This window comes from Kineococcus gypseus, assembly GCF_050871305.1.
GTDB lineage: Bacteria > Actinomycetota > Actinomycetes > Actinomycetales > Kineococcaceae > Kineococcus > Kineococcus gypseus.
In genome coordinates this window covers 14,136-34,156 of sequence record NZ_JBJLRD010000015.1, presented here as the reverse complement: position 1 = coordinate 34,156, position 20,021 = coordinate 14,136, and the positions used below count along the sequence as shown (strand labels likewise).

17 protein-coding genes are annotated in these 20,021 nt (G+C 76.8%); 4 read left to right on the top strand and 13 right to left on the bottom strand.

The genetic code is table 11. The features are described from left to right. The first annotated feature begins 508 nt into the window (after positions 1–508). Positions 509–1,471, top strand: a complete 963-nt coding sequence (locus tag ACRYMN_RS07820; protein WP_432493705.1) for a cold-shock protein — start codon at positions 509–511, stop codon at positions 1,469–1,471. An 18-nt stretch (positions 1,472–1,489) separates the two neighbouring features. On the opposite strand, the gene ACRYMN_RS07815 is transcribed toward ACRYMN_RS07820, so the two are convergent. The 9 genes from ACRYMN_RS07815 to ACRYMN_RS07775 all read right to left on the bottom strand — a co-directional run bounded on the left by ACRYMN_RS07815 (position 1,490) and on the right by ACRYMN_RS07775 (position 13,097). Then, complete coding sequence (locus ACRYMN_RS07815; RefSeq protein WP_432493703.1) at positions 1,490–1,783, bottom strand: hypothetical protein; 294 nt, start codon at positions 1,781–1,783, stop codon at positions 1,490–1,492. Positions 1,784–2,124: 341 nt separating this feature from the next. Continuing rightward, complete coding sequence (locus tag ACRYMN_RS07810) at positions 2,125–3,075, bottom strand: DUF5996 family protein (protein WP_432493701.1); 951 nt, start codon at positions 3,073–3,075, stop codon at positions 2,125–2,127. Positions 3,076–3,160: 85 nt separating this feature from the next. After that, entirely contained in the window at positions 3,161–3,955 is a 795-nt protein-coding gene (locus ACRYMN_RS07805) for an MBL fold metallo-hydrolase (RefSeq protein ID WP_432493699.1), read from the bottom strand. Between the two features lie 32 nt (positions 3,956–3,987). After that, positions 3,988–4,938, bottom strand: a complete 951-nt coding sequence (locus tag ACRYMN_RS07800) for an alpha/beta hydrolase (protein ID WP_432493697.1) — start codon at positions 4,936–4,938, stop codon at positions 3,988–3,990. After that, entirely contained in the window at positions 4,935–5,804 is an 870-nt protein-coding gene (locus tag ACRYMN_RS07795) for an alpha/beta fold hydrolase (protein WP_432493695.1), read from the bottom strand. The genes ACRYMN_RS07800 and ACRYMN_RS07795 overlap by 4 nt, the downstream gene beginning before the upstream one ends. 69 nt (positions 5,805–5,873) lie before the next feature. Next, positions 5,874–6,695, bottom strand: a complete 822-nt coding sequence (locus tag ACRYMN_RS07790) for an alpha/beta fold hydrolase (protein WP_432493693.1) — start codon at positions 6,693–6,695, stop codon at positions 5,874–5,876. A 136-nt stretch (positions 6,696–6,831) separates the two neighbouring features. Beyond that, the gene (locus ACRYMN_RS07785) at positions 6,832–9,603 is read right to left on the bottom strand and encodes a helix-turn-helix transcriptional regulator (RefSeq protein ID WP_432493691.1); all 2,772 of its coding nucleotides are present in this window, start codon (positions 9,601–9,603) and stop codon (positions 6,832–6,834) included. A gap of 102 nt (positions 9,604–9,705) precedes the next feature. Further along, a complete protein-coding gene (locus tag ACRYMN_RS07780; RefSeq protein ID WP_432493689.1) occupies positions 9,706–10,230 on the bottom strand; it encodes a P-loop nucleotide/nucleoside kinase family protein in 525 nt (174 codons plus the stop codon). 32 nt (positions 10,231–10,262) lie between these two features. After that, the gene (locus ACRYMN_RS07775) at positions 10,263–13,097 is read right to left on the bottom strand and encodes an AAA family ATPase (RefSeq protein WP_432493687.1); all 2,835 of its coding nucleotides are present in this window, start codon (positions 13,095–13,097) and stop codon (positions 10,263–10,265) included. A gap of 233 nt (positions 13,098–13,330) precedes the next feature. Between ACRYMN_RS07775 and ACRYMN_RS07770 the strand changes: the two genes are divergently transcribed. Continuing rightward, a complete protein-coding gene (locus ACRYMN_RS07770; RefSeq protein ID WP_432493685.1) occupies positions 13,331–14,350 on the top strand; it encodes an alcohol dehydrogenase catalytic domain-containing protein in 1,020 nt (339 codons plus the stop codon). 123 nt (positions 14,351–14,473) lie between these two features. Continuing rightward, positions 14,474–16,198 (top strand): NAD(P)/FAD-dependent oxidoreductase, encoded by a 1,725-nt coding sequence (locus ACRYMN_RS07765; RefSeq protein WP_432493683.1) that lies wholly within the window; start codon positions 14,474–14,476, stop codon positions 16,196–16,198. Here the strand turns inward: ACRYMN_RS07765 and ACRYMN_RS07760 are convergent. After that, positions 16,195–16,413 (bottom strand): hypothetical protein, encoded by a 219-nt coding sequence (locus tag ACRYMN_RS07760; protein ID WP_432493681.1) that lies wholly within the window; start codon positions 16,411–16,413, stop codon positions 16,195–16,197. The two genes, ACRYMN_RS07765 and ACRYMN_RS07760, sit on opposite strands and share 4 nt — an antisense overlap. Before the next feature lie 114 nt (positions 16,414–16,527). On the opposite strand from ACRYMN_RS07760, the gene ACRYMN_RS07755 reads away from it, so the two are divergent. Beyond that, positions 16,528–16,980: a hypothetical protein gene (locus ACRYMN_RS07755; protein WP_432493679.1), complete on the top strand. Its 453-nt coding sequence runs from the start codon at positions 16,528–16,530 to the stop codon at positions 16,978–16,980. A 118-nt stretch (positions 16,981–17,098) separates the two neighbouring features. On the opposite strand, the gene ACRYMN_RS07750 is transcribed toward ACRYMN_RS07755, so the two are convergent. The 3 genes from ACRYMN_RS07750 to ACRYMN_RS07740 form a co-directional block, all read right to left on the bottom strand. Next, a complete protein-coding gene (locus tag ACRYMN_RS07750; RefSeq protein ID WP_432493676.1) occupies positions 17,099–18,361 on the bottom strand; it encodes an acyltransferase family protein in 1,263 nt (420 codons plus the stop codon). Between the two features lie 595 nt (positions 18,362–18,956). Next, positions 18,957–19,517, bottom strand: coding sequence for a DUF2306 domain-containing protein (locus ACRYMN_RS07745; protein ID WP_432493673.1), 561 nt, complete (start codon positions 19,515–19,517; stop codon positions 18,957–18,959). Next, positions 19,514–20,020 carry a MarR family winged helix-turn-helix transcriptional regulator gene (locus ACRYMN_RS07740; RefSeq protein ID WP_432493671.1) on the bottom strand — a complete coding sequence of 169 codons (507 nt, stop codon included), beginning with the start codon at positions 20,018–20,020 and terminating at the stop codon, positions 19,514–19,516. The genes ACRYMN_RS07745 and ACRYMN_RS07740 overlap by 4 nt, the downstream gene beginning before the upstream one ends. Position 20,021: the final 1 nt, after the last annotated feature.

Genomic DNA, 20,021 nt, shown 5'->3' with positions numbered 1-20,021 from the left:
TCCGGTGGATCACGGGGACGGTCGCTGTCAGCGGCGATGGGCTCGGTGAGGGCGGCGGCCGGTGCGGCGGCCGGTGCGGCGGCCGGTGCGGCGGCCGGTGCGGCGGGAGTCGTGACGGGGCACGAGGCCGGTCGATCGGCCGGCGTGAGCGCGTGCGGTGGGGCGGGGCGGCCGACGAGCTCGAGCACGAGCGCGTCCTCGTCACCGGGAGATCACGGGCCTGTCGGTGTCGGTCGGAGAGCCGTGGGTCTTCCGGAGCGTCGCTCGACGGCCAGCGCACCCGGGCTCACGACGATCACCGTGCCCGTGACGGGTGGTCCCGGACGGGGTGCGCTCGCGGGCCGGCGCGGACGAGGCGGCGTCCGGGTCGTTCGCGACCGCCACGCGCCTCCTGGCGCCTGCGACGCCCTGACCGTGGGCTGACCCGTGGCCGGTCCCGGTGGTCCCGGGCCCCGACGCCGTCAGCGAGACTGAGAGCACTGCCCGCTCTTCCGACCTGGAGCTCCCCATGCCGCACGCGACCGTCCGCTGGTTCGACGCTGAACGGGGGTTCGGCTTCCTCGCGCCCGAGGACGGTTCACCGGACGTGTTCGTGCACGCCTCCTCGATCGTCGAGGACGGAGGGCCGAGGGTGCTCCGCGAGGGCCAGACCGTCGAGTTCGAGGCCGGGGAGAACGACCGCGGTCCCCAGGCGCTGCGCGTCCGCGTCACCTCCGAGACGAGCGCCGGCGGCGCCGTGGGCCTGCTCGGCACGGTCAACTGGTACGAGCCGGCCAAGGGGTACGGGTTCGCCTCGCCGGACGGCGGAGGTCCCGACATCTTCGTGCACAGCTCTGCCATCGTCACGGGTGGCGTGGTCACCGAGGGGCAGCGGGTGGCCTTCGTCGTCGTCGAGGGCGAGCGCGGCCCGCAGGCGGCGCACGTGGTCCCGCTGGGGCCGGGGGCCGGCCTGCCCGTCGGGGTCGGCGGTGCCGACGGGGCGGACGGCACCGTCTCCTGGTACGACGAGGACAAGGGTTTCGGCTTCATCGCCCCCGACTCCGGCGCCGGGGACGTCTTCGTCCACGCCCGGTCCCTGGCCGAGGGGCTCACCTGGTTGACCGAGGGCGACCGCGTGGCGTACGAGGTGGTCAGCGGCGACAAGGGCCCGCAGGCCCGCGACGTGCAGCTCGTCCGAGGGGCCGAGCCCGCACCGCCACCGCGACAGCCGGCACCGGCCGGGCCGGCACGCACCGGGAGGAGGGAGCCGGAGTCACGGGGCGTGCCTGCACGCGCCGGTGAGGGCGTCGTCGCGCGTTACGACGGCGAGCGCGGGTTCGGGTTCATCACCCCGGACGCCGGAGGTGACGACCTGTTCGTCCACGTGTCCGTGGTCGCAGGGTCGGAACCGCTGCAGCAGGGCGACCGAGTCCGGTACGCAGTGCGTCAGAGCGACCGGGGCCCGCAAGCCGATCGCGTGGAGCGCCTCTAGGCCACGTCTCACGGGTCTTCACGTGAGCCAGAGCGGCAGCGAGGCCAGCAGCAGCCCGGCGCGGTAGTGCCGGGCGTGCTCGTCGTAGCGGGTGGCGAGCCCGCGCCACTGCTCGAGGTGGGTGAGGGCCCGCTCGACGACGTCGCGCTGGCGGTGGGTGCGCGCCTCGAAGCGGTGAGGGCGCCCGCCCGAACTGCCGCGGGCGCGGCGGTCGGCGAGCTGGTCGGCGCGTTCGGGGATCGTGGCCGCGATGCCCCTGGCGGCGAGCGGGCGCCGGTCGGCGCGCGAGCTGCAGCCCTCGTCTGCGACCACTTGCCGTGGGCGGGTGCGCGGTGCGGTACTTCCACGCGATCGCCTCGATCACCTGTCGGTGATCTCGTCAGCGACCACCACGCCGCGGCGTCGCCGGGAGCAGCATCGGCTCGATGCGAGCCCACGCCGCACCGGTGAGCACCTCGGTCTGTGCCGTGTCGACCGGTGAACCGCCCCGTTCCACGATCTACCAGACACGGCCCAGGACGGGCCTGGGGCCCCGCAGGTGCGCGCCCGGGCGTCGTCCAGGCCCGCCCCGGCCGGGGCGCCGCCGACCCCCCGACCCTCGAAGCTCGGGTCCACCTCGGCGGCGTTGCGGGAGACGGTGACGTCCACGGCGCTCACCGCCGGTGGTCCCAGCGCGCGGGGTCGTCCTCGAGCGCGGCGCGGTCCCAGTGCGCGTGCTCGGCGGCCGCCTCGTACGTGCTCTGCAGGAAGTCCGTCAGCGTGGCGTCCGGGTCGGCCGAGCGGCGCACGTCCTCGTAGGGCAGCAGGAACTGGCGGTTCCGCGTGCTGTAGGACGCCTGCGGCGGCAGGACGGGGTGCTCGGCGAACCCGTCCGGCTCGGGGTAGGCGTAGGCGTAGAAGGCGCCCTCCTCGCCCCCGCCCGGCCAGAACCCGCAGCTGCTCAGCTCCCGGGAGTACCCCTCCTCCATCACCCAGTCGCCGCAGTTGGGCGCCCCTCCGGGGTGCGGGGGCGCGGTGCGCCCGGAGAACCGCGTGCAGGCCAGGTCCATGGACCCCCAGAAGAAGTGCACCGGGCTGACCTTGCCGACGAAGCGGGCGCGGAAGGCGCCCATCACCCGGTTCGCCTGCAGCAGCTGCCGCCAGAACGCGTTCACCGCCCGCGGGTCGTAGGAGGCGTGCTCGTGGTCCTCGGCGAAGGGGATCGCGGGATCGACCTCGTTGGGGACCGGCCGGATCTCGGTGTGCACGCCCACCTCGTCCAGCGCGCTCATGACCTCCGCGTAGAACGCCGCCACAGGTTTCGCCTCCAGGGCCAGCGTCCGCGTCGAGCCGCTGCTGGTGCGCACCACCAGGCGGTGGTCGACGAAGTCGAACTCCACGTCGAAGGCCCCCGCGCCGTGCGGCACCGTGGAGGTGGTCAGGCCCCGGGGGCTGACGTGCAGGGTGGCCTGCCACCAGTGGTTCAGCAGCGGCGCGTGGGCCGTCCGGACCTTGCCGACGACCTGGGTCCACATGTGCAGGGTGTCGCGGGTGGGGGTCCAGTCCTCCACGCGCAGGGCCGGCCACGCGGTCCGGGTCGGGGCGGCCGGTCCGGGTGCCGTCATCGGTCCTCCTCGGGTCCGTCGACGGACCCCGTGGGTGGTCCTGCTGCGCGCTCGCGCAGGAACCTACGAGCCGGTGGTGCACGCGTCAACCACCGGCCGGGGGCCGGGGTTCCGCGAGGTCCAGCCAGTGCAGTCGACCGCTCAGGTCGCCCGGGGCGCCCGCGAACGCCCGGGTGACGTCGTCCCTGCCCTCGCGGAAGTGCTGCCAGCCCTCGTAGTGGACGGGGACGATCGTCCTGGGCCGGATCGCCCGGCACAGCCGCACGGCCTCGGCCGCGCTCATGCTGTAGCGCACCGGCCCGGTCAGCGGGAAGCGCACGCAGCCCAGGTGCAGCAGGACGGTGTCCACGTCCAGGCGTGCGGCGACCTGCAGGACGGCGCCGTGCAGGACGGTGTCCCCGGTCATCCACAGCGCTCCGTGCTCCTGGCCGGGCCAGGAGAGCGCGAAGCCGGTGACGGCACCGACCAGGGGGCGGCTGAAGCGCGGCCCGTGCCGGGCGGGGGTGGCGGTGACCGTCAGCGGCCGGCGCCCCGGCGCGCAGAGGGTGGTCCGCTGCCAGGGGCGCAGGCTCCTGCAGCGCCCCCCGAGCGCGCGTGCGCCGGGGGGAGTGGTGAGGACCGCGCCGGCGGTGCGCAGCAGCCGGCGCCCGGTGTCGTCGAGGTTGTCGGCGTGGTGGTGGTGGCTCAGCAGCACCAGGTCGATCGGGCCGACCTCCTCGGCGGGGACCGCGGGGCCGCTGAGCTTGCGCGAGCCGGTCCCCCACCCGAAGGCGTAGCGCCGTCCGGGCGGGTCGAAGGTGGGGTCGGTCAGGATGCGCCAGCCGGCGGCCTCCAGCAGCACGGTGGGACCGCCGACGTGCGTGGTGCGGACGTCCTGCACGGACCGCTCCCCTCCACCGGGTGTCGTGGTGATCAGCTCTGCAGGAGGCGCGGCAGGCCGTCCCCGGGCTGCCGGGACCCCGCGTCGTCGCTGCCGGGTGGTGTGCCCGGCCGGACCGGGAAGCGCAGCGCCCACTCCAGCGCGTCGTCGGCGACGTCCTCCCAGCCGTCGACGAGGGCGGACAGGTGCGGGCGGCCGGGGAACTCGTGGATCTCGGTGGGTGCGCCGGTCCTGGACTGGGCCGCGTGGGTGGCGCGGCTGAGGGAGGCGGGCACGGTGTGGTCGGCGCCGTTGGCGTGGACGAGCAGCGGCGGACGCTCGCGGTTCGCCAGGTCGACCGCGTTCGCCGGGTGGCGGCTGAGGGCGGCGGTGGCCGCCTGCCACAGCGGCAGACCGGGGGTGGGGGCCCAGTGCTGCTCCCACAGCTCGTCGGACTGCGCGCGGGTCAGGGTGTTGGCGAAGGCGTAGTGCCACTGGCTCCTGGTCAGCGCGACGGTGCGGTGGCGGTTGGCGGGGCTGCGCAGCACCGCCCAGCCGCTGCGCAGGGTGCTCAGCGGGATCCTGTTGACGCCCGCGATCGAGGCGGGGGAGATGGCCACGCCCGCTGAGCCGAGACCCCGGTCCAGCAGCAGCTGCACGACCAGGCCGCCGAAGGAGTGCCCGATGAGGATCGGCTGCTGCGGCAGTGCGCTGACGGCGCGGGCGTACGCGTCGACGACCTGCGTCAAACCCGTGCCGTCGGTGCGATCGCCGCTCCGGCTGCGCTCGCGCAGTTCCGGCAGGGGTGCGTCCATGCCCGGCCACTCCGGTGCGAGGGTGGTGTGGCCCGCGGCCTCGAAGCGGGTGCGCCAGGCCCGCCAGGACGCGGAGCTGAGCCACAGGCCGTGGACGAACACGACGGTGCGCGCACCCGAGCCGTGCGCGCCGGGGCCGTGCGCGCCGGGGCCGTCGGTGCCGGGGGAGGTGGTGGGCACGGCGCTCACCGCCGGGCGGCGTCGCGGACGACGGCGATGACCTCGTCGGGGTGGCTCATCATCACCACGTGCGAGCTGCGCACCCTCGTCGTGGTGGCCCCCATCCGCTCGGCCATCGCGAACTGCGCCGGCGGGGGGATGAGGCCGTCGCGGGTGGCCACGACGTACCAGGACGGGATCGTCCGCCACGCCGGCGGCCCGGAGGGCTCGAGCAGCGAGGACAGCACGCCGGGGCGCTGGCTCGCGGCCATGACGGCGACCTGCCTCTCGGGCAGGTCCCCGGCGAAGATGCGCCGGAACTCGGCGGGGTCGACGTAGGCGTCGGCGTCCTGCGCCCCGCTGCCGGGGAAGGGGCGCAGGACGAGGTTGTCCACGACGTCGCTGTGGCCGCCGCCGAGGCTGTTGGCCGCGCCGACGGACTCGCCCTCGTCCAGGCCGTAGGCCGCCGCGTACACCAGGGCCGTGACGTGCGGGTTGCCGGTGGCGGCGTTGGTGATGACCGCGCCGCCGTAGGAGTGCCCGACCAGCACGAGCGGGCCGGGGACCGTGGTGAGGAAGGTGCGCAGGTACTCGGCGTCGGAGGCCAGGCCGCGCAGCGGGTTCGCCGGGGCGATGGCGGTGTACCCGCGCCGCTGCAGGCGCTCGACCACCGCGCTCCAGCCGGAGGCGTCGGCGAAGGCGCCGTGCACGAGCACGACCGTGGGCCTGCCGCGCCCGCGGGCCGCCGCCGGTCCCGCGGCGGCGCTCGTGCCGGCGGCTGCGGTCAGCGGGGCGGCCAGGGCGGCGGCCAGCAGGGGGCGGCGGGCGTAGCGGGCGGCGGTGCGCGTCCCGGGGGCGGGTGCGGTCCCGGGCTCGGTGGGCGTCTGGGTGGTCACGGTCCTCAGCTCCTCGGTGCGGGGGCGGACTGGTCGGGTCGCGGGTGCGGTCGTCGCGGGTGCGGTCGTTCAGGAGTTCACGAAGGCGAGCAGGTCGGCGTGCAGGCGGTCGCGCTCGGTGTCGGGCAGGGCGTGGCCGGCGCCCTCGTACACGGTCAGCCGCGCGCCGGGCACCATCGCCGCGGAGCGCCGGCCGCCCACGTCGAAGGGCACGATCTGGTCGTCGTCGCCGTGCACGACCAGGGTGGGCACGTCGACGCCGCGCAGGTCGTTGCGGAAGTCGGTGGCCGAGAAGGCGGCGATGCACTCGTGGGCGGCGCGGTGCCCGCACGCCATGCCCTGCAGCCAGAACGCGTCGCGGAACCCCCGCTCGACGTCGCCGCGGTTGTGCCCGAAGAACGGGCCGTCGGCCAGGTCGCGGTACAGCTGCGAGCGGTCGCGGGCCTCGCCGGCGCGCAGGTCGTCGAACACCTGCCCGGGCAGCCCCTCGGGGTTGTCCGCGGTGCGCAGCATCAGCGGCGGCACGGCGGAGACGAGCACGAGCCTGGCCACCCGCGAGCTGCCGTGCCGGGCCAGGTAGCGCACCACCTCCCCGCCGCCGGTGGAGTGCCCGACCAGCGTCAGCTCCTGCAGGTCCAGGGTCTCGATCAGGCGGGCGAGGTCGTCGGCGTAGGTGTCCATCTCGTTGCCGTGCCACGTCTGGGTGGAGCGCCCGTGCCCGCGGCGGTCGTGGGCGACGGCGCGGTGGCCGTTCTCGGCGAGGAAGCGCGCCGCCGCCTCCCACGCGTCGGAGTTCAGCGGCCAGCCGTGGCTGAGCAGGACCGGCGAGCCGCCCGAGCCCCAGTCGCGGTAGAAGATCTGTGCGCCGTCGTCGACGGTGACGTGGGGCATGGGTGCCTCCTCGGCTCCGGGGTCCCCGTGCTCGGGGGTGCCCGCAGCCTCCCGCCGCCCGGTGCCCGCGCGGACCACGTGGTGCGCGTAGTCCCGAGCGCGAGTCCCCGGTGCGGGTCCCCGGCGCGCTGCCCGGTCAGTCCGGCAGGTCGTCCAGGTGCTCGGCGAGCTGGCGGCGCGAGGAGATGCCCAGCTTGGCGAAGACCTTGCGCAGGTGGTAGTCGATGGTGTTCACGCTCAGGAAGAGGGTTGCCCCGATCTCGGCGTTGGTGGCGCCCGAGGCGGCCATCCGGGCCACCGTGGCCTCCTGGGCGGTCAGCCGGGTGCCCGGCTGCGCGTGCGCTCCCGGTCCTCCTGCCGCTCCGGCGGCGCTGCCCGCCCCCGCGGTGCCGGAGCACTCGCCCAGGGCGGCCAGCTCCCTGCGCGCCCGGTGCGCGAACGCCGGCGCCTGCGCCTGCTCGAACAGCGCCGCGGCGTGGTGCAGGTGCTCGCGGGCCGCAGCGCGCCGGCGACCCCGCCGCAACCACTCCCCGTACAGCAGGTGCGCGCGGGCCAGTTCCACCTGCAGCTCGGGCAGCGTCAGCGTCGCCACGGCGCTGCGGAAGCACTCCTCGGCGTCCTCGTCCAGCAGCGCCCGCGAGCGCTGGGCGACGCCCCGGGTCCACGGCGAGCCGTTGGCGGCGGCGAGCGCCTCCAGCTGCTCGAGCACGCGCCGGGCGTGCTCGCCGTGCCCGCTGCGGATCGCGGCCTCGACGAGGTCGGGGTGGATCAGGGGCGTGACGTGCAGGAACGGGTCGTCGGCCAGGGGCTTCAGGCGCGCGTAGGCGTCGCGGTAGCGGCCCTCGGCGAGGTCGCGGATCCCCAGCGCGGTCACCCCCGCCGCCTGCACGCCGCCGAAGCCGACGGCGCCCGCCTGCTCGGCGACGGCCTCCACCTGCGCGCGCGGTGCGCCCGACCAGGCCAGCAGCGCCACGTTGACCACGTGCTCGGCGCCGTAGCCCAGGGCCCGGCGCAGCTCGCGCACCTGCTCGACGTGCTCGCCGGCGCGCCGCGGGGTGCCACCCTGCAGCTCGGCCGAGGACATGATCCACAAGGTGGTGTCCAGCAGTTGCAGCGAGCCGGCGTCCCGGGCCGCGTCCGCGGTGCGCTGCAGGTGCTCCCGGCGGGCGGGCGCGTCCCACAGCGCGGTGGTCAGCGCCACGCTGGTGGCCCCGTACAGCAGCAGCTGCTCGTCGGGCAGCCGGGCGATCTCCTCCACGGCGCGGCGCACGACGGGCACGGCCCGGTGGTAGGGCATCAGGACGAGCGCGCTCAGCGCCCGCAGGACCACCGCCGCCGGCCCCTCGGCCTCCGCGGCCCCGGCGCGCAGGCGCCGGCCGAGGTGGTGCAGCGTGGTGCCCCGGGCGAGGCGCTCGGCGGGCAGGGTGTAGTCGAAGGCCCTGATCAGGGCGTGCTGCTCCGCGGCGGTGTCGTGGCCGTGGAAGCACGCGGCGGCCTCGAGCATGTCGGCGCCGGCCCGCGCCAGCGCGGGGTCGGCCGTGAACAGCGCGTGGCTGGCCCGCACCGAGATCAGCCGGCCGCGCACCGGCGGCGGGACGGCGCCCTCGTCGACGCCGTCGAGCAGGTCCTGGGCGCGCTGGGCGGCGCCGGCGCCCAGCGCCGCCTCGGCGGCGGCCACCCGCCGGGCGTGCTTCAGCTCCCCGGCCGGGGTCAGGTCCGAGGCGCGCGCGAGCACGCTGGCGCGCGAGGACAGCCCGCCGCGGCGGCCGGCCAGGTCCGCCACCCGCTCCAGCTGCTCGGCCACGACCGGGTCCGTGCCCAGCGTCGCCTTCGCCGCGTGCCAGGCGTGCAGGTGCACCAGCCCCAGGGCCGCGGTGGCCGACGACAGCGCGCGGTGCACGCGGCGGCGTTCCGCACCGGTGGCGGCGTTGTAGGCGGCGGACTCCACCAGCGGGTGCCGGAAGCGCACCGGGTCGCCGAGCCGGACCAGCCCGGCGCTCTCCGCCTCGTCGGCGGCCGAGGCCGGTACGCCCAGCTCGCCGGCGGCCGCGGCGATGACGTCGACGGTGCCGGTGGAGTCGGCCGCGGCGATGAGCAGCCACCGCTGCACGTGCGCCGGCAGGTGGCGCACCTGCCGCAGGTAGTGCGTCTCCAGGTGGTGCCCCACCGGCAGCGGTTCGTCGGCGAAGCTGGACTCGGTCAGGTCCTCGACGCTGAGCTCGGCCGCGAGGTCGATGAGGGCCAGCGGGTTCCCGCCGGTGGCGGCGGCGATGCGGGCGGCCGCGGCCGGGTCGATCGGCTGCGGCAGCGAGGAGCGCAGCAGGGCGAGCGCCGCCTCGCGGTCGAGCCCCTGCAGGCGCAGCGTCGGCACACCGGCCATCCGGGCCAGCACCGCGGGCTCGTCGCGGGCGGCGACCACCAGGGCGGCGGACTCGGCCTGCAGGCGCCGGGCGACGAACGCCAGCGCGTCCAGCGACTCCTCGTCCAGCAGGTGGGCGTCGTCGACGGCGCACACCAGCGGCGTCGTCCCCCCGGCCGCCGCCAGCAGGCCCAGCACGCCCAGCCCGACCAGGAACCGCTCGGGCGGGGCGCCCTCGACGGCACCGGCCGCCACGCGCAGGGCGCGCCGGTGCTGCTCGGGCAGGGCGGGCAGGTGGGCGTGCAGCGGGGTCAGCAGGCGCTGCAGCGCCGCGTAGGGGATCGTCGACTCGGCCTCGTAGCCGTCCACCCGCAGCAGGTGCGTGCCGGTCAGCGTCGAGGTCGCCTCGTGCAGCAGCGCGCTCTTGCCGATGCCCGGCTCACCGGTCAGCAGCAGGGCACCGCCGCGGCCGTTGCGCGCCCTGCCCAGCAACCGGGCGACGTGGTGCAGTTCGTCGTCACGACCCAGGAGCCCGCTCCGGCTGGCCACAGGCGCGGACTGTAGTGAGGACCGGGCCGCGCGACCAGGGGCGGCGCCCGCCGCCGTCGGCGCCCGCGGCCGTCGCCGTGGCGGGCGGGCCCGCGGGACCCCTCAGCCCCGCCCGGCGGGCTGCGCGCGCAGGTGCGCGAGCACCTCGGCCGCCAGGTCGGCCGGGGGGCGGCGGGAGTCCAGCACCAGCCGCTCGCCGTCCCAGGAGTCGAAGGCGTGCCGGCGGGCCTGCACGGACTCCCACGTCGGCTCCGGGAAACCGTCCAGGTCGCGGCGCCGTTCGCGCAGGCGCCGCCGGTGCAGGTCCACGTCGGGGCAGGTGACCTGCACGAACCGCGCCGGCACCCCGTGCCGCCGGGCCACCTCGACCCAGGCGTCGCGCGCCTCGGGCGCGTCGTTGACCGCGTCCACGACGACGTCGAGGCCCAGGCGCAGGTTCTCGCCCGCGAGCGCCTGCGTGACGGCGTACGCGGCCAGCCCGGTGGGCTGCTCGCGCCCGACGCCCGCGCGGTGCAGCGCCGCCTCCACGGGGTCGACCGAGAGCACCGGCGCTGGCAGCGCCCGGCCCAGGGCGTCGGCCAGGGCGCTCTTGCCCGACGCCGGCAGCCCGCACAGGACGATCAGCACCCGCGCAGCGTCCGTGCCGCTGCGCCGGCGCGTCAAGGCACCCGCCCGGCCGGCCGATCCGGCACGCTTCCTCGGCGACCTCCTCGGTGCCCGCCGGGAACGGCTCGGTCCTCCCCGGCCTCGAGGCCGTGCTCGACCAGGGCGTCCCGCAGGGAGCGGCGCGACTCGACGCCCAGCTTGGCGAAGACGGTGCGCAGGTGCGCGTGGACGGTGCGCGGGCTGACGACCAGCGCGGCGGCGATCTCCTTCGACGTCGCCCCCCCGGCCGCGAGCCGGGCGACGGCCCGCTGCTGAGCGGTCAGCTCCACGCCGTCGGCGGCGCGCGGGGCGCCGCCCGCGGCGGTCAGCTCCCGGGCGGCGCGGGAGGCGAAGCCGTTCGCCCCGACGGCGGCGAACACCTCGTGCGCCAGACCCAGCTGCTCGCGCGCCTCGCGGTGGCGGCGCGCGCGCCGCAGCCACTCCCCGTGCAGCAACCGCGCCCGCGCCACCTGCGAGGTGCTCTCCCCGGTGCCGAGGACGGCCACCGACTCCCGGTGCAGGGCGTCCGCCTCCTCCGCGGGCCCGAGCAGCAGGGCGCGGCACCGCAGGTCCAGACCCCGTGCCCACGGGGTCCCCGCACCGGCGCTCCAGCGCTGCAGGAGCCGGTGGGCCCGCCGGGCCCGTTCCGCCTCCCCGGTCCGCACCGCCGCCTCCACCTCCTCGGGCAGCAGGAACGGGGCGAAACCGACGTCGGTGCGCGCCGGCTCCAGCGCCCGCAGCGCGGCGGTGTAACGGCCCGCGCCGTTGTGCAGCAACGCGTTCGCGCAGGCGACGGTGGCCAGCACGCGCGTCTCGCCGTTCTGCGCCGCCAGCTCCCGGCAGGCGCGCGCCAGCTCGCCGACGCGGGCGCCCTGCCCCCTCCAGGCGGCCAGCAGCAGGTCGACGCGGTGGTTCTCGCGCGCACCGGTCAGCTCGCGCACCCTGCGGGCCCGCCGGGACAGCTCCTCGGCGCGGTCGAGGTGCCCGGCGTGCATCTCGAGCACCGCGGCGTAGTTGTAGGCGAGGCCCGCCTGCGACAACCTGCCGCAGCGGCGCACGTCGTCGACGTACCGGCGCGCCGTGCGCAGGAGTGTCGTCTCGTCCCACGCCACGGCGCAGACCAGGTAGATCCACATGAAGTCGATGTCGGCGGACACGTCCGGCACCCGGTCGAGCGCTGCCACCGCCCGCTGGGAGCGGGCGATCGCGGACGCCGGCCGGTCCTCCGACGCCGCCGTCAGCGCCTCGAGCGCCTCCTCGACGAAGGAGGGCGGTGCGTCCGGGCGCACCGGGGCGCCGGCGCCCGGGCGGGCGAGGCGCTCCCGCGCCGACGGCGGCCCGGAGATCATCGTGCCGACCAGCGCCCGCAGGCGCGCCTCCGCCCCGGTGCCCGGCGGCAGCGCCGCGACCACGTCGATCAGCTGCTCGACCTCGTGCTGCCCGTGGCGCTGGTCGTAGGCCATGCGGGCCATCAGCAGCTCGGCCTGCGCGCGGCGCCGGGGGTCGCGGGTGTGCGCGGCGACGGTGGCGATCGACGAGCGGGCCCGCGCCAGGTCCCCGGACTCCTGCCACGCGCGCCCGGCTCGCCACTGCAGGTCCGCTCGCCCCGCGGGGGAGGTCGTCAGGGCCGCCGCCCGCTCGAGCAGCAGCGCGGCGGCGGCGACGGCGCCGCGGCTGCGGGCCGCGCCGGCCCGTTCGACGAGGTCGCGGGCCAGGTCGTCGTCGGGCCCGGTGGCCGCCAGGGCGCTGCACCAGGCCCGCAGGTCGGGGTCGGAGCCGTCCTGCAGCGCCTCGGCCAGGGCTGCGTGGACGCGCCTGCGCAGCGACGGTCCGGCGCTGCGGTAGACGTGCGCCCGCAACCGCGGGTCGCCGAAGAGCACGCGGGTGCCGACGTCGACGAGGCCGCGGTCCGCCGCGGCGGCCAGGTCCTGCAGGCGCAGGCCCAGGTGCTGCGCCGCCCGGTGCAGCACCTCGCGGTCCCCCGTCGGTTCCGCCGCCGCCAGCACCAGCAGGGTGCGCACGTGCTGCGGCAGCGCGTCGACCTGCCCGAGCAGCCCGTCCACCGCAGCGGGCGGGTCGAGGACCCGCGCCGCGGAGGGGACGCCGAGACCACCGGCCAGCGCGGCCGGTTCGACGAGGTCGAGGAACTCGCGCACGGCCCCGGGGTTGCCCCGCGACTCCGCGACCAGCTGCTCGCGCACCCGCGGCTCGATCGGCGTCTCCAGCAGGACGTCCAGGACGCGGTGCATCTGCGCGTGGTCCAGCGGGGGCAGCCGCACGTGGGTGCTCCCCTCCAGCCACTCCTCCAGCACCCCGGGGCGGCCGGCCAGGACGAGCAGGCCGTGGCCGTGGCGCATCCGGTGCGCCGCGGTGCTCAGCGCTCGCAGGCTGGCCGCGTCCATCCGGTGCGCGTCGTCGACCAGGCACAGCAGGCGTCCGGCGCCGGTGAGCAGCGCCTCGGTGGCCAACCCCACCAGCAGCGGATCGGGCACCTCGCCCGCCTCGCGCCCGGTGACCACGGCGAGCGCGTGGCGCTGCGGTGCGGGCAGGGTGCCCACCGCCGGCGGCAGCGCGCGCACCAGGGACTCCAGCGCGGCGTAGCGCACCTGCGACTCGTGCTGCGCAGCGCGCAGGGAGACCACCTGGAAGTCGCCGGCCGCGGCGGCGACGTCGCGCAGCAGCAGCGTCTTGCCCGTCCCCGCCGCGCCCAGCACCACGACGGCGCCCGCCCGCCCGCGGCGTGCCGACTCCAGGTGCTCGGCGAGGAGCGCCAGTTCCCCCTCGCGGCCGGCCGAGCGCGCGCGCGGGCCGGACGCGGGCCTCGCGCAGCCCGCCGACGACCCCGCCACCGCCCACCCTCCCGTCCGCCGCTGCACCCGTGCGCCCCCGCGGGCACCACCGTGCACGGTAGGCGCCGGCCGCCCGCCGCGCAGGCGTCCACGGCGACCGGTGCGCAGGGGGGTGCGGGACCTGCGCGCCTAGGCACTTCCTGCCGATCCCGGCACCGCGGCAGCGCTCGACCATGTGTCCGGGCGGCCCGGCCGCCCGGTCCCGACCGCTCGACGCAGGGGAGAGGCAGACCATGAGCACCACGATGCGCGCCGCCGTCGTCCACGACGCCCGGGGGCCCTGGACCCTGGAGGAGCGCCCGCTCCCGGAGGCCGGTCCAGGGCAGGTCCTGGTGCGGGTCCACGCCTGCGCCGTCTGCGGCACCGACCTGTGGATGGCGCACGGCGACCTGTCCTACCGCCCCTTCCCGCTGGTGCTCGGCCACGAGGGCGTCGGTGAGGTCGTCGCCGTCGGCGCCGGCGTGCACAGCCGCGCCGTCGGGGACCGGGTGGGCGTGCCGATGGTCCAGCGCGGGTGCGGCACCTGCGCCTTCTGCCGCCAGGAGCACCCGGCGAGCTTCGTCACCGCCGCCAACTGCGCCGCGCCGGTGCTGACCGGGGTGACCGTGGACGGCGCCTTCGCCGAGTACGTCGCCGTCGACGCCGTCGGCACCGTCGTCCTGCCCGAGGCCGTCCCCTACGAGGCCGCAGCACCCACCCTGTGCGCCGGCTTCACCTCCTGGGCGGCCCTGCGGCGCGCTGCCCCCGCGCCCGGCTCGCGCGTCGGCGTGGTCGGCATCGGTGGTGTGGGCCACTTCGCCGTGCAGTACGCCAAGGCCGCCGGTCACCACGTCACGGCGATCACCCACTCCCCGGACAAGGCCGAGCTGGCGCGCGGTCTGGGCGCCGACGAGGTCGTCGCCGACGGCGCGGCGCTGCGGGCCGCCGGCGGTGTGGACCTGCTGCTGCACACCAGCAGCCACCACGGCACCGTCCTCGACGCCACCCGGGGCCTGAGGCCGTGGGGCAAGATCGCCCTCATGGGCATCGCCTTCGACGGCTTCGCCGTGCCCGCCCTGGACCTGGTCTCCCAGAGCTGGCAGGTGGTCGGCAGCGCCCACAACGGGCTCGAGCTCCTCGTCGAAGCCCTCGAGATGGTCGCCGACGGGCGGGTCACCCCCGTCACCGAGGCCTTCGACTTCGCCGACGTCGAGAAGGCGCACCAGCACGCCGCCGGGGGCGGCGCCCGCTTCAAGGCCGTCGTCACCCTGTGACCGGCCCGGCCCCGGGCGCGCCGCGCGTCCGGCGGGGGTGGGGCACGACGTGACCGGTGCGCTCGCCCTAGCATCCGCACCACGAGCCGCCGCCCCGCCCGCCGCGAGTGAGGATGCCGCACCGTGCCCGACCCCCTCGTCCTCGTCGTCTCCGCCGAGCACGCCGACGCGCTGCAGGAGGAGTTCCGCAGCCGCTACGACCGCGACTACGACGTGCGCGCGGTGCGCAGCGGTGCGCAGGCCGCCGAGGCCGTCGGCGCCGCCCGCGCGAGCGGGGCGGGCGTCGCCCTGCTCGTGGTCGACTCGCAGCTGTCCGGCGTGCTCGACGTCCTGGACCGCTGCCGCGAGCTGAGCCCGGACGCGCGCGCCGTCGTCGTCGCCCACTGGGACCACTTCCTGGCCGACCGCAGCGCGCTGCGCCCGGGCCTGGTGCGCGGCAGCTTCAACGCCTTCCTGCTCATGCCGCGCGGCAGGCGCGACGAGGAGTTCCACCACGCCGTCACCGAACTCCTCTCGGACTGGGGGTGGAGCGCGGCGCGCACGCGCCACGTCGCCGTCGAGGTGGTCTCCCCGGAGCTGGACCCGCTGACCCGCTCCATCTGCGACTACCTGGACCGCGTCGGCATGCTCAACCGCGTCTCGCACCCGGACAGCCCCACCGGGCGCGAGGTGCTGCGGCGCGTCGGCGGCCGCTTCGAGGACCCGCGGCGCTTCCCGCTGGTGTACGCCTCCAACCGGACCCCGCTGCAGGCGACGTCGGTGCGCGACGTCGCCCTGGCCCTGTTCGAGACCGAGGCGTCCGCACCGCCCGCGCAGGTCGTGGACCTCGCGGTCGTCGGCGCCGGCCCGGCCGGGCTGGCCGCCGCGGTGTACGGGTCCTCCGAGGGCCTGTCCGTCGTCGTCACCGAGGCGGAGGCGATCGGCGGCCAGGCCGGGACCAGCTCCATGCTGCGCAACTACCTGGGTTTCCCCTCGGGGATCTCCGGCATGCGCCTGGCCCAGCGCGCCCGCACCCAGGCGCTGCGCTTCGGCACCCGGTTCCTGCCCGGCTGGGAGACCGCGGAGCTGCTGCCGGGGGAGGGCGGCGAGCCGCACGAGCTGCGCACGAACAGGGCCAGCATCCGGGCGCGCACCGTCCTCGTCGCCAGCGGCGTGAGGTACCGCAGGCTCGGCGTGCCCGCGGTGGAGGAGCTGGTCGGCCGCGGGGTGTTCTACGGGGCGGCCCTGTCGGCCGCGCGGGAGCTGGAGGGCGGCGACGTCGCGGTCGTCGGAGGGGGCAACTCCGCCGGCCAGGCGGCCCTGCACCTGGCGCGCACCGCCCGCCGCGTCAGCCTCGTGGTCCGGCGCGGATCGCTGGCGGCGACCATGTCGCAGTACCTGATCGACGAGCTGGCGTTCAACCCGCGCGTCGAGGTCCTCGTGGACTCGCGCGTCGTCGACGCCGGCGGCGAGGGGGAGCTGCAGCGGGTGGACGTCGAGGACGTGCACCGGCGCACGCGGCGGCGCCTGCCGGTGCGGGCCGTGTTCCTGATGCTCGGCGCGGACCCGCACGCCGACTGGCTCCCTGCCGCCGTGAGCACCGACGAGCGCGGTTTCGTCCTCACCGGGCGCGACGTGCCGCGCGAGCGCTGGCTCGCGGACCGGCCGCCGGCCGACCTGGCCACCAGCGTCCCCGGGATCTTCTGCGCCGGGGACGTGCGCAGCGGCTCGGTCAAGCGGGTGACCACCGCCGCCGGCGAGGGCGCGGCCACCGTCCCCCTGGTCCACGAGCACCTGCGCCTGCTGGCGTCGAGCACGGGGCCGGCGAGCGTGCGGGACGCGGGCAGCGGCGCGAGCGCGGGCGGCTAGCCGGCCTCGTCCCGCTCGTGCGAGCGCCGGACGTACCAGGCGGCGAGGAAGTAGACCGCCACGACCGTGAAGAGGACCTTGACGAACCAGACGAAGGGGCTGGTGTCGTCGTACCCCAGGGTCCACGCCAGCACGGCCACGGCCGCGTAGAGCAGCCCGGACCGCTTGGACTGCTCCAGCGTCTTCGTCGCCCGCCACCAGGGTTGCCTCGCCACGGCACCAGTGTGACGTGCCCGCGGTGGTGCCCGGTGCGCGAGTGCCGCGCGCCTGCGCGGGCGGGGTGCGCGCCACGCTGGCGCGGCGGTGCTCCGGTGCGTCACCGTGCGCAGGTGGAACCCGCAGCGGTGCGCGCACCGTCCCCGCGCCCGGCGCCCTCGACCGCGGCGGTGCTCGCGGTGGCGCTGCTGACCTCCGCCGTCCTCGTGTCGGCGTGGGTGCTCTGGCAGCTGACCGCCGCCGGCCGGGCGCCACGGGCCTTCACCGAGCGCGACCCGTACCGCACGTGCCCGCCGGTGCACGTGCCGCAGGGCCGGGAACCGCCTCCGCTGCAGGAGTGCCTGACGAGCCCGGGTGCCCGGCGCGAGGGGGTGGAGGTGCGCGTGACGACCTTGACCACGGAGGGCGATCCGGTCAGGACGTACTACCGGGCGCTGCCCGGCGGCGCCGGTGTGGAGGTCTTCGTCGACGCCACCGACGACTCGTTCGGCTCCGAGCGGTGGGAGCACCTGCACTGCCCGGACGTGGCCGCGCTGAGCACCTTCGAGGACTGCCGGTCGCGGTGAGGACGCGGCGGGGCCCCTGGAGCGGCCGAGCGAGTTCCTCGTCGAGCACGACGACGCGTGCCGAGCAACTCCTCGAGGAACGGTTCGCCGCCCCGGTCCCCGCAGCGGTGGGGGAGGCTCAACGCGACTGCCGTGCCCCGGGGCGCACCGAGCCGGAGTCGGGGAGGGTGATCACGCGGGGGTGGGTGCCGGCGCCCGGCGACCCGGCCGCAGCGGTGGCCCCGGTGCCCGCACGAGCGGGGACGGGCACGGCCGGGGCGGTCCTGTCCGCCGCCCCGTGCGGCACCGGCCGCAGCCGCGCGCGCACCGGGTCGAGGGGCACCTCCAGCAGCCGCCACAGGGCGGTGCCGGCACCCGTGGTGAGGACGACGAGGACGGCGGTGGAGACGGGCCGCGGCAGGCCGGTCAGGAGCCCGGCCGCCGCGGAGATCAGCACCAGGTGCACCAGGTAGATGCTGTAGCTGGCCTGGCCGACGACCCGCACGCCCCGCGCGGCGGCGACGGTGTCGAGCAACCGGCGGCACGGGCCGCGGCCGTCGGAGAGCCCGTACAGGATCACCAGGCAGGTGGCGACGCTCTGGAACGTGAACCGCAGGGTGTCGCGGAACAGCGGGTCGCGCACGACGATGCTCACCACCAGCAGCGCGCCCGCGAACAGCAGCGTGGCGTCGTGGCCGAGCGCGCGGCGCACCCGCGGCAGGCTCGTGGCGTCGGAGGTGAGGCGGTGGTGCAGGACCGCGGCGAGGATGCCCAGCGCGAGCCCGTCCGTGCGGGTGTCCGAGCCGTAGTAGATGCGGTTGGCGGTGTCCGCCTGCAGCGCCAGGACCACCTTCGCGGCGAGGGAGTACGCGGTGGCGGCCAGCGCCGTCGCGGTCAGGACGGCGACGTGGCGGCGGGCCCGGTGCGCGAGCAGCCAGAAGGCCGCGAGCACCACGTAGAACTGCTCCTCGATGGCCAGGCTCCACACCACGCCGGTCCCGGCGAGGATGTCGCCGCCGGCGTCGAGGCCCGTGCGCGCCCAGTTGTAGACGAACAGCAGCTGCGCCAGGGCGGTCGAGCCGTCGACCCGTCCACCGGCCAGCGCGTACACCGCGCTCGGCAGCGCGATCACCACCGCGAACGGGGGCAGGATCTTCAGGGCGCGGCGGGCGAAGAACAGCCGGGCGCTGAACGAACCGGTCGCCGCCCGCTCGCGCAGCAGCAGCCAGGTGATGATGAACCCGGAGATCGAGAAGAAGATGGTGACGCCGACCCCTCCGGGCACGACGTGACCGAGGCCGGCGTGCGCCAGGACGACGAGGAGGACGGCCAGGGCGCGCAGGGCGTCGAGGTGGGCGAAGCGCGACGAGCCGGCAGCCGGGCGTGCGGCGGAGGCGGTCATGACTGGGCGGTCCTCCCGCGGTCGATCGAACAGGGCGGCGCGCTGGGCTGTACGCAGCCGAGGGACGCCTCGATCGGAGGAGCGGTGATCGTCGGCGGCGCCGAGCCTAGCGGCCGGGAACGGCGATCCACGCCGGATTCCAGGTGCCAGGTGTGGCTCGGCACGGAACTGCCTGTGAGATCCCCAGGGATATCACAGACGGTCGCTGTGGACGCACGCTGGGGGGTCGAACGGTCGCCGTTGCTCCGGCGTTCACCCGTCCCGGCACGGCGCCCCCGGCCGTGGAACGCGGTCCACCGGCCGTCGTGGGCCTCGACCGGGGGTTCCCGCGCGTCGCCGCACAGCACCGACCGCACAACTCATCACCCTGTGCTGAGCAGTTGTGACGTGGAGTCGTGACACGCGGTGGGGGAGAGCGGGTTCCGCACTTCCACCCGTGCGCGTGGTACCGCGTGCGCGCCGGCGCAGCGGGGTTCAGCGCCCCGCGCGAGCGGCCTCGAGCAGTTCCGTCAACGGCGACGGCAACAGGTCGAGGCAGTCCCGCACCGTCGACCCGATCGCGCCGGCCGCGCACCAGAGGATCTGGCGCCGCGGTTCACCGGCCGACGCGTTCCACCCCCTCCCGGGGGTCGTCCCGCGCACCGGCGCGGACGGCGGCCGGTGCGCCGGGGAGCGTCCGGCTGCCGGGGCGGTACCGGCCGATCCAGCGGGAGAGGACGGCGAGCCCCGCGGTGGTGGCGGCGGTGGCGGTGGCCGCGGCCAGCGCGCCCAGCGGCTGGGTGACGACGAAGGTGGGGATGGTCCGGTCGGGCACGGCGACCGCCCCGAGGAAGGCGCCCACGAGCCCGAGGTAGCTGCCGCGCATGTTCGCCCGGTGCCCCGCCACGTCGTGGCGGCGCGCGGCGCGCACGCCCAGGACGAGGCTGACCAGCGTCACGACCGACAGCACGTGCAGCAGGCTCAGCCGGCCGTCGCGCAGGTCGCGGATGGCGAAGGAGCTGGTGGCGACGAAGGTCATGCCGCTCACCCAGCACCAGCCGGCCGCGCGGTGGGCGCCGTCTCCCTTGGTGCGGCGCAGCAGGACGTGCGCACCCAGGCCCAGGCAGATCAGGGCGCTGGCGGCGTGGGCGGCCAGCAGCGGGGTCCATCCGGTCACAGCGGTGCCTCCTGCTCGGTGTGTGCGGGGAGCGGTGCGGGGGCGCCGTCGGGGGAGTCGTCGGGGGAGTCGTCGAGGGAGTCGTCGAGGGAGCCGTCCAGGGCGGCCAGCAGCCGCCGGGTGTGCGCGGCGTACTCGGCGTAGGGGACGCCGCTGACGGCGACGAGGTCGGCGAAGCGGGTCTCCAGCAGCTGCCGGCAGGCCTCGACGCGCTCGCGCCCCGCCGCCGTCAGCGCGAGGCGCCGGCGGTTGCCGCCGCCCGCCTCGGCGGTGGCCTCGAGCAGCCCCGCCCCGGTGAGGACGGCGACCATGCGGCTGGTCGAGGGTTCGGTGATGCCCAGGCGCTCGGCCAGCACCCGCTGGGTCGGCGCGCCCTCGCCGACGAGCAGCAGCGCCAGGAACCGGCGGTAGGGCAGGTCCAGCTCCGCGCGCAGGATGCGGTCGGCCGCGCGGTCCAGGCGCGCGGTCAGCAGGTGCAGGTCGAAGGTGAGGGCGCCGGGCACC